15 protein-coding genes and 1 pseudogene are annotated in these 12,958 nt (G+C 42.3%); 9 read left to right on the forward strand and 7 right to left on the reverse strand.

Translation table 11 applies throughout. The features are described 5' to 3' along the window. The first annotated feature begins 339 nt into the window (after positions 1–339). Positions 340–1,407: a DUF3616 domain-containing protein gene (locus LC574_RS06280; RefSeq protein ID WP_229452100.1), complete on the forward strand. Its 1,068-nt coding sequence runs from the start codon at positions 340–342 to the stop codon at positions 1,405–1,407. Between the two features lie 30 nt (positions 1,408–1,437). Here the strand turns inward: LC574_RS06280 and LC574_RS06285 are convergent, their stop codons facing one another. Together LC574_RS06285 and LC574_RS06290 are read right to left on the reverse strand one after the other, a co-directional pair. Then, entirely contained in the window at positions 1,438–1,842 is a 405-nt protein-coding gene (locus LC574_RS06285) for an NIL domain-containing protein (RefSeq protein WP_229452102.1), read from the reverse strand. Positions 1,843–1,930: 88 nt separating this feature from the next. Then, positions 1,931–2,449, reverse strand: a complete 519-nt coding sequence (locus LC574_RS06290) for a cupin domain-containing protein (RefSeq protein ID WP_229452104.1) — start codon at positions 2,447–2,449, stop codon at positions 1,931–1,933. 373 nt (positions 2,450–2,822) lie between these two features. Here LC574_RS06290 and LC574_RS06295 point away from each other — a divergent pair, with 373 nt between their 5' ends. Further along, positions 2,823–3,074, forward strand: a complete 252-nt coding sequence (locus tag LC574_RS06295; protein WP_368736673.1) for a helix-turn-helix transcriptional regulator — start codon at positions 2,823–2,825, stop codon at positions 3,072–3,074. Positions 3,075–3,152: 78 nt separating this feature from the next. Here LC574_RS06295 and LC574_RS06300 read toward each other — a convergent pair whose 3' ends face one another. Next, entirely contained in the window at positions 3,153–3,809 is a 657-nt protein-coding gene (locus LC574_RS06300; protein WP_229452108.1) for a DUF3386 domain-containing protein, read from the reverse strand. A 100-nt stretch (positions 3,810–3,909) separates the two neighbouring features. On the opposite strand from LC574_RS06300, the gene LC574_RS06305 reads away from it, so the two are divergent. The 4 genes from LC574_RS06305 (at position 3,910) to LC574_RS06320 (ending at position 8,029) form a co-directional block, all read left to right on the forward strand. Next, positions 3,910–4,581, forward strand: coding sequence for a LuxR C-terminal-related transcriptional regulator (locus LC574_RS06305; protein WP_229452110.1), 672 nt, complete (start codon positions 3,910–3,912; stop codon positions 4,579–4,581). A 1,272-nt stretch (positions 4,582–5,853) separates the two neighbouring features. Further along, positions 5,854–6,774 carry a lipopolysaccharide assembly protein LapB gene (locus tag LC574_RS06310; protein ID WP_229452111.1) on the forward strand — a complete coding sequence of 307 codons (921 nt, stop codon included), beginning with the start codon at positions 5,854–5,856 and terminating at the stop codon, positions 6,772–6,774. Between the two features lie 87 nt (positions 6,775–6,861). Further along, the gene (locus LC574_RS06315; protein ID WP_229452113.1) at positions 6,862–7,410 is read left to right on the forward strand and encodes a phosphate-starvation-inducible PsiE family protein; all 549 of its coding nucleotides are present in this window, start codon (positions 6,862–6,864) and stop codon (positions 7,408–7,410) included. Positions 7,411–7,783: 373 nt separating this feature from the next. After that, the gene (locus tag LC574_RS06320; RefSeq protein WP_229452114.1) at positions 7,784–8,029 is read left to right on the forward strand and encodes a hypothetical protein; all 246 of its coding nucleotides are present in this window, start codon (positions 7,784–7,786) and stop codon (positions 8,027–8,029) included. 94 nt (positions 8,030–8,123) lie between these two features. Here the strand turns inward: LC574_RS06320 and LC574_RS06325 are convergent, their stop codons facing one another. From LC574_RS06325 to trpS, 4 genes are all read right to left on the reverse strand, one after another. Beyond that, positions 8,124–8,759, reverse strand: coding sequence for a VCBS repeat-containing protein (locus tag LC574_RS06325; protein WP_229452116.1), 636 nt, complete (start codon positions 8,757–8,759; stop codon positions 8,124–8,126). 245 nt (positions 8,760–9,004) lie between these two features. Continuing rightward, a complete protein-coding gene (locus LC574_RS06330) occupies positions 9,005–9,865 on the reverse strand; it encodes an Rpn family recombination-promoting nuclease/putative transposase (protein WP_229452118.1) in 861 nt (286 codons plus the stop codon). A 125-nt stretch (positions 9,866–9,990) separates the two neighbouring features. Beyond that, positions 9,991–10,911, reverse strand: a complete 921-nt coding sequence (locus tag LC574_RS06335) for a methylenetetrahydrofolate reductase (protein WP_229452120.1) — start codon at positions 10,909–10,911, stop codon at positions 9,991–9,993. 58 nt (positions 10,912–10,969) lie between these two features. Then, positions 10,970–11,980 carry a tryptophan--tRNA ligase gene (trpS, locus tag LC574_RS06340; protein ID WP_229452121.1) on the reverse strand — a complete coding sequence of 337 codons (1,011 nt, stop codon included), beginning with the start codon at positions 11,978–11,980 and terminating at the stop codon, positions 10,970–10,972. A 177-nt stretch (positions 11,981–12,157) separates the two neighbouring features. Between trpS and LC574_RS06345 the strand changes: the two genes are divergently transcribed. The 3 genes and pseudogenes from LC574_RS06345 to LC574_RS06355 all read left to right on the forward strand — a co-directional run. Continuing rightward, a complete protein-coding gene (locus tag LC574_RS06345) occupies positions 12,158–12,394 on the forward strand; it encodes a hypothetical protein (protein ID WP_229452123.1) in 237 nt (78 codons plus the stop codon). A 9-nt stretch (positions 12,395–12,403) separates the two neighbouring features. Beyond that, positions 12,404–12,586 carry a hypothetical protein gene (locus tag LC574_RS06350; RefSeq protein WP_229452125.1) on the forward strand — a complete coding sequence of 61 codons (183 nt, stop codon included), beginning with the start codon at positions 12,404–12,406 and terminating at the stop codon, positions 12,584–12,586. A gap of 86 nt (positions 12,587–12,672) precedes the next feature. Further along, positions 12,673–12,958, forward strand: a pseudogene (locus LC574_RS06355) (cobalamin B12-binding domain-containing protein); the annotation flags it as partial.

A 12,958-nucleotide genomic window follows, 5' to 3' on the forward strand; every position in this document is an offset into this window, starting at 1 on the left:
AGGTTTTCTTAAAGTGTTTTTCAATCGCTTGGTAGGCGTAGTCCCCTAGAGTTTTTACCGTGGGTTGTGTGGCTAGTTTCATAATTGATCTTAAATGACGATTACCTCATGAGGTTATTGCATAATAACATTAGTTAAAAATTTGTATCTACTGAGTATTATCAAGTATGTTGATGAGCATTAATACTTGCATCCTCTTAGAGAAACATCCAATATCTATCAAAGGTCTAAAGAGCAGATTCATCCTGGCGATTTCATATATACGATAGCTTCTAAAAATATTTTGCATAATTAAATCATTTATTATGATAACATCATTAATCTTCCTGAAATCAAAAAATGTCAAACTCAAATTTGCTCAATCAAGTTTTATTGACTTTTGTAGATAATTTTAAAGAACATAGAGAAGACTTATCAGCGCTGCTGCTAACACACCAGAAATATTTATGGCTGGGTTCAGATGAAACTTCAACTATTGAACGTCTCTCTTTGGTTGATACTGATAAATTTACAGATCATCAGCAATTTCGGGTAGCAGAATTTATCAATTTACCTGCGCCAGAAGACCAAGAAATTGATATAGAAGGACTTGCTTACACAGATTCTTATTTGTGGTTTGTTGGTTCTCATAGTTACAAACGTAAAAAACCGAAACCTGATAAAACCGATGCACAAAACTTTAAAAGGCTGACCAAAATTGAATCAGAACCCAACCGTTACCTCTTAGGAAGGATTCCTTTGATAGATGGTAAGTTATTCTCATCTTGCCCACATCCCCAAAATCCAGATGTGCAATTGAATGCCGCTAAACTAGAGGTGACAAACCAGGGTAATTTGCTTCTTACTGCTTTAGCAGATGACGCCCATTTAGGCTTATTTATCAAGGCAGCAATTGCGGGAAAAGATAATGGCTTTGATATTGAAGGAATAGGCATTTATCAAAACCGGATTTTTTTGGGTTTGCGCGGCCCTGTATTGCGGGGTTGGGCTGTAGTGCTGGAAATTGAGTTAGAAGATTCTAGCCCTGGAATTCTGAAACTGCGGCAAATTGGAGAAACGAAGGAGTTATATAAAAAGCATTTTATCTGGTTGAATGGTTTGGGAATTCGGGATTTGTGTGTAGATGGAAATGATTTGTTGATTTTAGCTGGGCCAACGATGGATTTAGATGGGCCCGTGCAAGTTTATCGCTGGATAAATGGCGTTAACTTGCGAGAAAATGTCTTCAGCAATCCAGATTTTGTCCAAGATATTCCCTATGGAAATCGGGAAGATCATGCTGAGGGAATGACGCTGTTTCAGGATGTTGCTGGCATACCTTCGCTATTGGTAGTTTATGACTCTCCAGCAACAACTAGACTGGTGGGTGATAGTGGTGTAATAGCGGATGTGTTTAAGCTGGGATAATATGAATTTGAGATTTTAGATTTTGGATTGTTAAAGGTTAGTGGAGATTGCTTGTACAGGACAGGTGGGGATACACTGTTCGCAGACAATACAACGCGATCGCGTGAATGTGAGTTTGTATGTCTCTGGGTGGAGGGTGAGGGCTTCGGTAGGACAAACCCCAGTACACAAACCACAGTGGACACACACATCCTCGTCGATCGCAATTTCGCCTAAGGTATAAGAAACATTAATATGGCGCGATCGCATCCACTCGATCGCCGCATCTAATTGATCGATATCTCCCAATAGTTCCACTACCAGGTTGCCAATTTGATTTGGGGCAACTTGAGCACGGATAATATTAGCAGCGACGTTAAACTCTTTGGCCAGTACGTAAGTGACTGGCATTTGTACGGCGCGTTTCGGGAAGGTAAGGGTTACTCGTTTTTTCACAGGTTTAGCAGAGGGTTTTTTCTGTTGTAGCGTATTGGGAGTTTTATGGCTCGAAAGATAATTGCAAAAAAAGGCAGGAGAGTGTCAATTATCTGTATTTAACTAATGACTGCTCCACCCTCAAAAATCGGGCAATTCCAGCTAAAACTCCGATCATCAGCTTTTGCACAAATACTGGTGGGCCAACGATGATGGTGTCTGCTTTCTTAATCAGCAAGGCAAATTGCAAGATATTTGTAGGCATTCCTTCCTTGTTTACCTTTTTGTCGATCGCTAGTCCAAACATTGATCGCAAAAAATGCTCAAACTCGCCAGCCGCACGTACTTCAGAAGTAAAAGTCACCCAATTATCAGACGCATTGCGGAAACTATGATGCACCCCAGCCGGAACCTGTAAAACTTCTCCTGCACGCAATACTTTGATATTTCCTTTCTGACCCACTTCCATCTCTAGTGAGCCACTCAAGACCTCAAAGATTTCTGTCTTAGTATCGTGGTAATGCAGAGGGCTACCTTGCGATCCCGGTGGCAACTCAAAATAAAATTTTACATACTCCCCATTGGTATCATGGGTTGAGCGAAGAATCGTCATGCGATCGCCTGTCACAGGGTTCTCAATCTGTTCTCTATTTGAATCTGTGGTGAAGGTTACATCAGCAGCATCAGAGCGTAATTTTGCAGTAATGTAGGGTGGGCTTTGCCCACCAAAACCCCGATATGGTGCGCAAAGCCCACCCTACGTGTATTTCAAAAATCAAATAGGAGTCCTATAGCAACCTTGTTGTTCAGGCAATTTCTCAACATTTACAGGACTTACGCAAAAACTCTCTGCAACTCTTATTCCTTCTCCTGTCGGAGACGCCAAGGGCGAACGTGTCCTTCGTGCCAACTCTTGGAGACGCACTCGCGTTCGCGGTTCGTTATTCCGTGACTCATGCGTAAGTCCTAATTTAAAAGGAGAAGTTCCAGCACTCAAGACCATTGCCCACAATCTAGCTATCAGCGTTCGTAACTTGCAGAGAAAACTGGAAACAGAGGGTACTTCATATCAACAACTCTTGGATGCAACACGCAAAGAATTAGCGCTACGACACCTTAAAAAAACAGATGCCCCAATACATGATGTGGCTTTTTTGCTAGGCTTTTCTGAACCGAGTGCATTTCACCGCGCCTTCAAGCGATGGACAGGAAAAACCCCACAAGCTTACAGGTCACTTGACTATAACAGTTGATTGTTATTAGTCAATGTCAAAAAAAGCGTAGGCGCAGCCCGCCGCGCCTACGCTAATTTTTAGATTACAAAATACAGCTTAAGCAGCAACAGGTTCCAACAATTTAATATCAGAGAAGATAAATTCTTGAATAGAAACTTGTCCTGCTGTCTCGGTGCGAATCTCCCGACGATTTAGAATGAAATAGTCACCAACTTTTTCATATTCATCGATAAATTCGCTTCTACCGCCCTTTTGTTCTCCAGTCTTGGGGTCATGGTACACAGAATCATAGCTGTGGGATAGGTAGCCTTCCCCGGTGTCGTGACTGCTGAAGGTGTCAATTGTCACATAAGTACCATGAATTAGACGGTGAACATGGCATACTTCATTATTGCGGACTTTGTATTTATCGCCCTCAGCCTTACCACCCATTAAAAGCTCAACCGCACCAGTTTCGTCAGTTTTACCATAACTAAACGTATTGGCGCTGTGGGTGTCTTCAAAGCTGCGGCGGATGCGGTGAATTGCTATCTCCCAGGCTTGACCATGAATTGCTTGCTTGGCCGACTCGTCATCTACACCCAAAACTTCCGCTTTGAGATTGGCGTTGATGATAACTTTGCCTGTAAACACTTTATGATCATGCTTAAAGGTAATATTTGCGGTATAACCAGGGAAATTCTTGTCCCAAGTGTAGCGGTTCTCATAAGCAGCCCGGAAAAGTTCCTGAGCAGAGAGTTGTGTAACTGTCATGTGCTTCTCCTAGTCGCTACTGTAATTAGCGTTTTAGTTTCCTTGGTATTAGCATAGAAGTAATTGTTGAGGCTTGGATAGTCCCCAACTGGGTACACTTATGGTTAATTCTCTCCACGCCGTATTTGATGCGATCGCCAATGTCCAAAATGAGCAAGAATTAAGGCTAGCTCTCACGGATAAAATTGGTGAGCATTTTGGCGTGCAAAATTGGGGCATTTATTTCTTAGATGAGCAACCAACGGCCCAAATCGATGTTCAGGGCATTCCGGCAGTATGCTTAGAAAGCAATCCAGTCGGGCGCTACGTGGTTGAGCGTCACGCTCCCGCCCATGAACAGTTATTATTATCACCAAAAGACTGGAAGCATTTTTGTTCGCGTTCCGATCACGAACACGTAATGACTGGGCCAATTGTTTGCGATGGTCGTCTTGTCGGAACGCTTAACTTGGCTCGTGACAAGGGAAATCCTGCTTTTAATGGCAACGATTTAGCTGATTTGAGTGCCTTATGCATTCATTTATCAGCAAAAATGGCAACTCTACGGACAAAACCAAAAATATCCCATTCCCATTTAGTAAATCCTCTAACAGCGCGTGAGTTAGAAATTGCTGAGTTAGTGGCGCAGGGATTAACAAACGCGGAAATTGGGGAAAAACTTTGGATTACCCAAAATTCCGTCAAACAAGCTTTGAAGAGGATGTTTCGTAAGTTAAAGGTTTCGGCGCGTGCAGAAATGGTGGCAAAGCTACAAGATATACAAGTTTCTTAAACTCTTTATTCCCGAATTGTGAATGCGTGAATGCGTGAATTCGGAGCGAAGCGACGTGACCCCCTTTTTTTTGAGTACCCGTCTTAATCTGTCGGGACTCAGTTTAAAACAGTTATCAGTTATCAGTTATCAGTCCTCAAGGCATACTGTGGGGGATAAATGTTGCGCCACCAACGCCTGACACCTGTAGGTGGGGGACAAAAACTTGCGAGATAAATATAGGACTTACGCAAAAAGTACTAAAAAGCTTAATTTATCGAACCGCCAAGAACGCCAAGAACGCCAAGAATCGTAGAGTTTGCGTAAGTCCTAAAATAGATAACTGTTCACTGTTCACTGTTCACTGTTAATCGAAGGCAATACGGTTTCATTCCCTCAAAGGCTCAAAAAAGACTTGTGTTGTGAACGAAAATACTTGTGTTGTGAACGAAAAGACTTCAGGACTTACGCAAACAATAGCTGAAATCCTTATTTTCAGGTAGGGGCAATTCATGAATTGCCTCTACAACGTGTATAGGACTTACGCACACTCTACGAATTCTCGGCGTTCTTGGCGTCTTGGTGAACCAGCGCTGTAGGCGGGTTTCCCGCCGTAGGCGACTGGTGTTAGCGCAGCGTTAGCGACGAAGGAGCGTCACCCGAAGGGCGGTTCGATAAATTAAGCTTTTTCGTGATTTTTGCGTAAGTCCTGGTGTACTTTTGCGTAAGTCTTAGACTTGTGTTGTGAACGAAAGTACTTGTGTTCTGAACGAAAGTCCTTGTGTTGTGAACGAAAGTCCTTGTGTTCTGAACGAAAGTCCTTGTGTTCTGAATGAAAGTCCTTGTGTTGTGAACGAAAGTCCTTGTGTTCTGAACGAAAGTCCTTGTGTTCTGAACGAAAGTCCTTGTGTTCTGAACGAAAGTCCTTGTGTTCTGAACGAAAGTACTTGTGTGTACACTGTAGGCTTGCTAAGGGGAGGGGAGACGCACTTGCGTTCGCTATCGGCATCGCTTCTCAAAATTAGCATTCCTGAGATCTTGCACCAGTCCCAACAACCGCCTCAGAATGAATTCTGAGGCTAATAGCTAAAGTCTATCTATTGAAGACTGAACAAGGGTTTTAGTCCACTTTAGTGGACTTTAGCTATCAGCCCAGAAATTTATTTCTGGGCGGGCGATGGTGCTAATCAAGAATGCTGCAAGATATCAGGACTTTTATGGCAAAATAAAAATTTTTGTAAAAAACTTTTTATAAAGTAAATTTAACTGAAAGTGTTGCAAGTCAGAAAATCAATGGGAAAATCATTCTTTAAATATCGCATAGCAGGGTTAGTAAGTTTGATGCTGCTTGTTAGTATTTCCTCCCCTTTTGTTTCTCTATCTGCTCCTGTCCCCTCAAAGCTGGCACAATCTAATGGTAAAACTGCTGTAGACTGGTTAAACCAAGGCTTACAAGCAATTCAGACGGGAAGGGTACAAGATGCGATCGCAGCCTTCAAACAAGCAACCCAATTAGATCCGACATTAGCACCAGCGCAGTATAATTTAGGGCTAGCATTCCGACAAACGGGACAATTACAACCCTCTGCGGATGCATTTTATCGAGCGACGCAAGCCGATCCTAAGTTTGCTCCAGCTTTTGCTAATTTAGGTGGAGCATTGTTAGAGGGCAATAATTTACAGTTAGCTAACGATTATTTGCAACGAGCGTTAGAACTTGATCCAAAACTCGGATTTGCCCACTATAACTTGGGGTTGGTACGAGAACAGCAACGAGATTGCGAACGAGCGATCGCATCTTTTAGAAAAGCCATAGAATATAGCAAAAATGCACCAGAACCTCCTTACCATCTGGGGATGTGTTATCTCCAACAAGGTAAACTCGATCAAGCCAGAGATGCCTTTAATCAGGCAGTAAAAATTAATCCGAAGTATCCAGAAGCTTACTACAATATCGGCTCAATTTGGTTTCAGCAACGCAAGTTGCAAGAGGCATTAGAGGCTTTTAGAAAATCAGCCGAAGCTAACTCTAACTATCCCAACGCTTATTATGGTGCAGGGTTAGTTTTTATGCAATTACAGCAATATGGGGATGCAGTACAAGTATTGCAATTTGCTAGAGATTTATACAATGCTCAGAGAAATCCCCAATGGGCGAAAAATGCCGAACAATTGTTGCAACAGGCACAAAATTTAAATTACCAACCTCGCTGAGGCGCAAAAGCTTAATATTGCATAACATAAAACTATTGGGTTGACTCGCTGGTGTTGTCTGAACTAGTCCCGATTGGAAAAACGTACATGCAAAAGCGCCAGAAAAGTCGATTTTTATTTAGCGATCGCTGGCTTGATCGGCACTCAATTGTTCGCAACATGGAAGCCTTTCAAGACTTAATTGTGATTGTCTTGTGTTTGGGATTGTTCGCCGTCATGCTGATTCAATTGTGGGGGATAGCGATCGCCCTCATACAGCCACTAGACTATAAACATGTGACTGCAAAAATACTATTTGTGTTGATTTTAGTCGAGTTATTCCGGCTATTAATGGTTTACTTGCAAGAACATAGTATCTCTGTGGGAGTAGCAGTTGAGGTAACAATTGTATCTCTACTGCGAGAAGTAGTAGTTCACGGAGCGTTGGAAATTTCTTGGGTTAATACGGTTGCAATTTGTGGTTTGTTGTTTGTTCTGGGTGGACTACTTGTGGTGTGTGCTAAGACGCCACACATGGATTGCATGAGTGCTAACACTAAGTTTTGCCCGATTGTCTATAGAGGAGGTAGGGAAAGGCAAAATGAATTGGAATTCCAGTATTCACGTCAATGTGATGAGAATCAACCGCTTGGATAAATTGTTATGAAAATGAGGAGTGGGAGAGACGCGATTAATCGCGTCTGTACTGGGGAGTGGCTTGCCGTGAGCGTAGCCGAACGGGAGTGGGAGATGAGGGGGATGAGGTAGAATTTTTTCCCTTGTCTGTCCTATCTCCTTGTATAGAGTAACGGCTATTAATTACGAATTACGAACTTGTACTCTCGCACTTGCCTTGAGCGCAGTCGTTCGCGTAGCGTCCCATAGGGAAGGGAGCCGAAGTATTACGAATTTATATAATCTACTCTCGCAAGGTACTTCCGACGTATTGAAATATACTCTTTTTGGAAGATGAATCGCTCTTTAAGGGTGAGTATAAAGTTAATTAGAAATTCTAAAAGAGGGTCAAGCAATGACTACAAATACAGGTAATGGACAGTCTCAAGAACCAATTAGCAACTTGGAGTATGATTTTATCACCGTTTTGCACAACAAGGCTGAAGCCGTTAAAGCTTACGATACCTACATCAAAGATGCAGAACAAGTAGGTTCTCAGCCTTGTGTAGAGTTGTTCCAGAAATTACGCCAATCTGATATTGAACACGCACAAGAGATCCGCCAACATCTACAACAAGTGCTGCAACACGGTAAGATGTAACCCAGATTTTAAGTGCGATCGCTTCTGGTTTGCTAAACATAAAAGAGGCGATCGCACTTCATGTAAAAAATTTTCAGAACGCGACAATATCATTTTATATTGCCAGTCCAACATAAGTGCGATTAATATTACCTGTTTCGTTCCAAATTAAATCAGTTAATCCATCGCCATTTACGTCGCCTGTTAGGGCATCAAAACCATTCCATCCAGTTTCTGAGCGGTCTTGTGCTCCCAGAAATGTAAAGGTTCCGTTTCCGTTAGAAAGTCCAACATAAGTGCGATTAATATTACCTGTTTCGTTCCAAATTAAATCAGTTAATCCATCGCCATTTACGTCGCCTGTTAGGGCGTCAAAACCATTCCATCCAGTTTCTGAGCGGTCTTGTGCTGGTAAAAAAGTAAAGGTTCCGTTCCCGTTAGAAAGTCCAACATAAGTGCGATTAATATTACCTGTTTCGTTCCAAATTAAATCAGTTAATCCATCGCCATTTACGTCGCCTGTTAGGGCGTCAAAACCATTCCATCCAGTTTCTGAGCGGTCTTGTGCTGGTAAAAAAGTAAAGGTTCCGTTCCCGTTAGAAAGTCCAACATAAGTGCGATTAATATTACCTGTTTCGTTCCAAATTAAATCAGTTAATCCATCGCCATTTACGTCGCCTGTTAGGGCGTCAAAACCATTCCATCCAGTTTCTGAGCGGTCTTGTGCTGGTAAAAAAGTAAAAGTGGACATAGCTTTCAATAGTGTTGATATTTGTATGCAAGTGTGACTGACGTGAAGTATCCCAACCTGCTACGCTCTCAGTTGGAGCTTCCAATCTCTTTGAAATTAAGGATGGTCTTATTCATCTTCTCCCAAGGGGAAATGCTACGGAAACGGTATTCCCATCTCAACCGCCAGAACCTCCTTATACCCGTGTACAATTTGGTCTTACTCAGTGTCCATAGGCAGTCGCCATACTCAACCAGCACTTACTATCAGCCAGACTGATTCTGGGCTGCTTGCTGTACTTGCGCCACCGTCAAATCTAGAGCCACCGCCACTTGTCCTACACTCAATCCCAATGCCAACAACCGGGGAATAGCTTCTAACTTAGCTTCCTGGCGACCTTCCTGGCGACCTTCCTGGCGACCTTCCTGGCGACCTTCCTGGCGACCTTCCTGGCGACCTTCTTCTAAGCCGTCTTCCTTGATTGATTGATACATCCTTGTCTTTTTGAATTCGTCGTCTATACCCAACATTTCTGCTAACTCCTCTCGGCTTAACCGGGTAAATTTGTACAACAGAATAGTCTCTATCAATTCTACAATTTGCTTGGTGGTAACTTCATCTGCCAGTTGTTGCCTTGCTTGTAAAATCAATTCTCTACCTTTGTCAACGGCTGTCTCTTCCCTTTCGATAATTAATTTAACGATCGCAACTTGAAGTGAGTTCTCTGCTGAATCTAATTCATCTAGGTAAATACGTTGCACTTGTGAACTGTCTAGCAGCAATTGATACGCCAGCCGATCATCCGGATCTAAACTTCGTTGAGGATAGATGACAACAGCACGCCAAAAATTGACTGATTCGTTTTGACGCAAGTAAATGAAGATTTCGGCAAAGAAACGTCTATAAAAAGTCGAGTCTAATTGAAACTGGACTTCAACAAAGTAGAGGGGTTGGTTTGTGGTTTCACTTGTGGGGATGAATACCCCATCAATCCTAAAAGCAGTTTCTTTTAGTTCGATTGAAACAAATTGATATGCGTTGACATTGACAGTCGTATCGCCAATTATTGCAAAAAATATGCTAGGGAAAGTTTGAAATAAACTATAAAATATTTTGTCAGTTTGCACCTGGATTTAGTAAAGCGAAAATTGGATATTCAAAGTTTATCAAAAATAGTGTAACTCCGTCTATTTCAGCATAAAAAAGCAGATGGTTGTTCCCATCTGCTTTAATAAAAAATTTGTTATCTCCTTTACTTGGATACCAACAGATTAACTGGAGCAACCCCAGCCAAATCTAAAATTGGTGCGATCGCATCTTCTCGTTTCACCGCCATAATATGGACACCCTGACACAATTGCCGTGCTATTTGCACTTGCTCGGCGGCAATTTTCATCCCTTCCTCAAAAGGATCTTTGGCTTTTGCCAATCTATCAATAATATGTTGGGGAATATTTACACCCGGAACACACTTATTAATAAACTGGGCATTTTTTGCCGATTTTAACAGAAAAATTCCTGCCAAAATTGGTTTTTTATAGCCAGCCGCAATGGTATCCATGAACTTTTCTAGCCGCTCAAAATCTGTAATTAACTGACTTTGAAAAAACTGCGCTCCTGCTTCGATTTTGCGTTCAAATCGGCTTTGCAAACCCGACCAACTATTACATTGTGGATCTACTGCTGCACCAACAAATAAATCTAACGCTCCATCATTCAAAGGTTTCTCGTTGCAATCAACGCCTTGATTCATCTTCCGAATCAGTTGCAGCAGTCGCACCGCTTCCAAGTCAAACACTGCTTTGGCATCTGGATGATCGCCTGCTTTTACTGGGTCGCCAGTCAAAGCTAAAATGTTATTTATGCCCAAGGCATGAGCGCCCATCAAATCAGCTTGTAAACCGATGCGGTTGCGATCGCGGCAAGCAACTTGACAAATCGGCTCTATACCGTTTTGTGACAAAATCACCGACGCCATTAACGAAGACATCCGTAACACTGCGCGGCTACCATCAGTAACATTGATAGCATGAACCCTTCCCTTAAGAGTCGCCGCCATTTGAATCATGTGCGCTGGATCTCCCCCTTTCGGCGGTGCTACCTCGGCGGTAATTAGAAATTCACCTGCTTGTACAGCTCTCTGAAAGGCTGTGGGGCTATGGGTGTGATGCATAAAATTAAGAATTTCAATTTCTTAAATGGTATAGCAAATCACACCGAAAAAGGACAAATTATAGAGGAAGAGAGTAGCCTAAAGCAGTTTTTACTTGTGATAAAGTTTGATTTGCGATCGCTCTCGCTTTTTCTCCTCCATCCCGGAACACAGACTTCAAATAGCCTTTATCCTCCGTTATCGCCTGATATTTTTCTTGAATTGGTTTCAGGGAATTAATTATCGTGTCCGTCAATAATGGCTTGAATTGTCCCCAGCCCATATCCTGACATTCAACGGCTACATCTTCTTTTCTCTTGCCAGAAAGCAATGTATACAGCGTTAATAAGTTATTACACTCTGGACGCGCTGGATCATCGAAAGTCAGCCCACGAATGGGATCAGTTTTACAGCGCTTAATTTTGTTTTGAATCTGTTCTGGTGAATCTAGCAAATTGATTCGGCTTAACTCAGAAGGATCAGACTTTGACATTTTGCGTGTACCGTCCGCTAAACTCATCACCCTTGCCCCTTCCTTGCGAATCAAAGGGTCTGGTAACTTCAGAACTGGCTGATCTGGTTTACCAAATTGGTGATTTAACCGAGCCGCAATATCCCGTGTCAATTCCAAATGTTGCTTTTGGTCTTCACCCACTGGCACTTTATCCGCTTGGTAAAGCAAAATATCAGCTGCCATTAGCACAGGGTAATCTAATAAACCTGCACTCACATTTTCTCCTTGTTTAACAGCCTTTTCCTTGAACTGGATCATGTCTTGCAGCCAGTTTAAAGGTGTAATGCAGTTGAGCAACCAGGTGAGTTCACTGTGGGCCGAAACGTGGGACTGTACAAAGATGGTGGAATGATTTAAATCAAGACCACAAGCTAAATAGAGAGCAGCAAGGGTGTAGGTATCAGCTGCTAACTGTTTTGGATCGTGTGGCACTGTAATCGCGTGCAAATCAGCGACAAAAAGATAATTTTCGTATTCGCTCTGACCTTCTACCCAGTTGCGAATGGCTCCCAAGTAGTTACCTAGATGGTAATTGCCGGTTGGTTGAACTCCAGAAAGAACACGTTGCTTGCCCATAAATTCCAACTTAGTTATCTCAAATCCGCGTTATGTAAAGTGGCGATGTCTGGCGACAAATTGCTTTCCGCCTACGCAAAACTCATTTAATTTTGACATTTTCTAGGTCAAGTCGCCGTTACGCGATTAGATATTTAAGCTGTTATACAAGAGCTTTAATAAAAGGTGGGTTAATTTTTGCAGGTCGAAACAATCGCATTGTCAGTCGATACAATGGCATTGTTAGCTAAAACAATCGCATTGTCAATCGAAACAATCGCATTGTCAGTCGATACAATGGCATTGTCAGCCAATACAATGGCATTGCAAGCCAATAAATGGCATTGTCAGTCGATACAATGGCATTGTCAACCAATACAAAGGCATTGTTGGTCAATACAAAGGTATTGCAAGAGGTTGCGTTTACTACTCTGACCCATAAAAATGCTCAATGATTTCTGGATTTACCACCAGACGATTGCTCTGGCAGTTTTTTGCTCCACAAATCCGCCATTAGGTTTTATTACAACGGTGGTAATCCTGCTAACTGACTCAAAAATCATCTTTGCCGATGCAAATGTCTGTCTCAAGACAGATAGCGAAAGAATAGGGGTAGTGGCATTGTAGCATCATCTCTGCAATCACTATCCGGGGCACAGATTTATCAAAAGTAAAAAATCTTCCAAGCAAAATTTAATTAGAGGACTACAGCAATGAAAGTACTCTTACTCTACCCCCGTTTTCCCAAAACGTTTTGGTCTTACGACGAATTCATGAAAATAGCGGGACTTAAGGCATCTATTCCGCCGCTAGGTATTCTGACTGTTGCCGCTATGCTACCAACAGACTGGGAAGTTCGGTTTTATGACCGCAATGTTAACCAAGAAACGGATGCTGATTGGCAATGGTGCGACATCGTGATTCTTTCTGCCATGCTTGCACAGAAAGAAGACTTTCTCGCCCAAATTCATAAAGCAGCGCAACTGGGGAAAAAAGTTG

Origin of the sequence: Nostoc sp. CHAB 5715, from assembly GCF_020829685.1 — a bacterium.
GTDB lineage: Bacteria > Cyanobacteriota > Cyanobacteriia > Cyanobacteriales > Nostocaceae > Nostoc.

Bases quoted from the DNA above. Each gene is read 5' to 3' on its own strand.
- LC574_RS06280 (WP_229452100.1), top strand. From the start codon at position 340: ATGTCAAACTCAAATTTGCTCAATCAAGTTTTATTGACTTTTGTAGAT.
- LC574_RS06300 (WP_229452108.1), bottom strand. From the start codon at position 3,809: ATGACAGTTACACAACTCTCTGCTCAGGAACTTTTCCGGGCTGCTTAT.
- LC574_RS06305 (WP_229452110.1), top strand. From the start codon at position 3,910: ATGGTTAATTCTCTCCACGCCGTATTTGATGCGATCGCCAATGTCCAA.
- LC574_RS06310 (WP_229452111.1), top strand. From the start codon at position 5,854: ATGGGAAAATCATTCTTTAAATATCGCATAGCAGGGTTAGTAAGTTTG.
- LC574_RS06315 (WP_229452113.1), top strand. From the start codon at position 6,862: ATGCAAAAGCGCCAGAAAAGTCGATTTTTATTTAGCGATCGCTGGCTT.
- LC574_RS06320 (WP_229452114.1), top strand. From the start codon at position 7,784: ATGACTACAAATACAGGTAATGGACAGTCTCAAGAACCAATTAGCAAC.
- LC574_RS06325 (WP_229452116.1), bottom strand. From the start codon at position 8,759: ATGTCCACTTTTACTTTTTTACCAGCACAAGACCGCTCAGAAACTGGA.
- LC574_RS06335 (WP_229452120.1), bottom strand. From the start codon at position 10,911: ATGCATCACACCCATAGCCCCACAGCCTTTCAGAGAGCTGTACAAGCA.
- trpS (WP_229452121.1), bottom strand. From the start codon at position 11,980: ATGGGCAAGCAACGTGTTCTTTCTGGAGTTCAACCAACCGGCAATTAC.
- LC574_RS06350 (WP_229452125.1), top strand. From the start codon at position 12,404: ATGCTCAATGATTTCTGGATTTACCACCAGACGATTGCTCTGGCAGTT.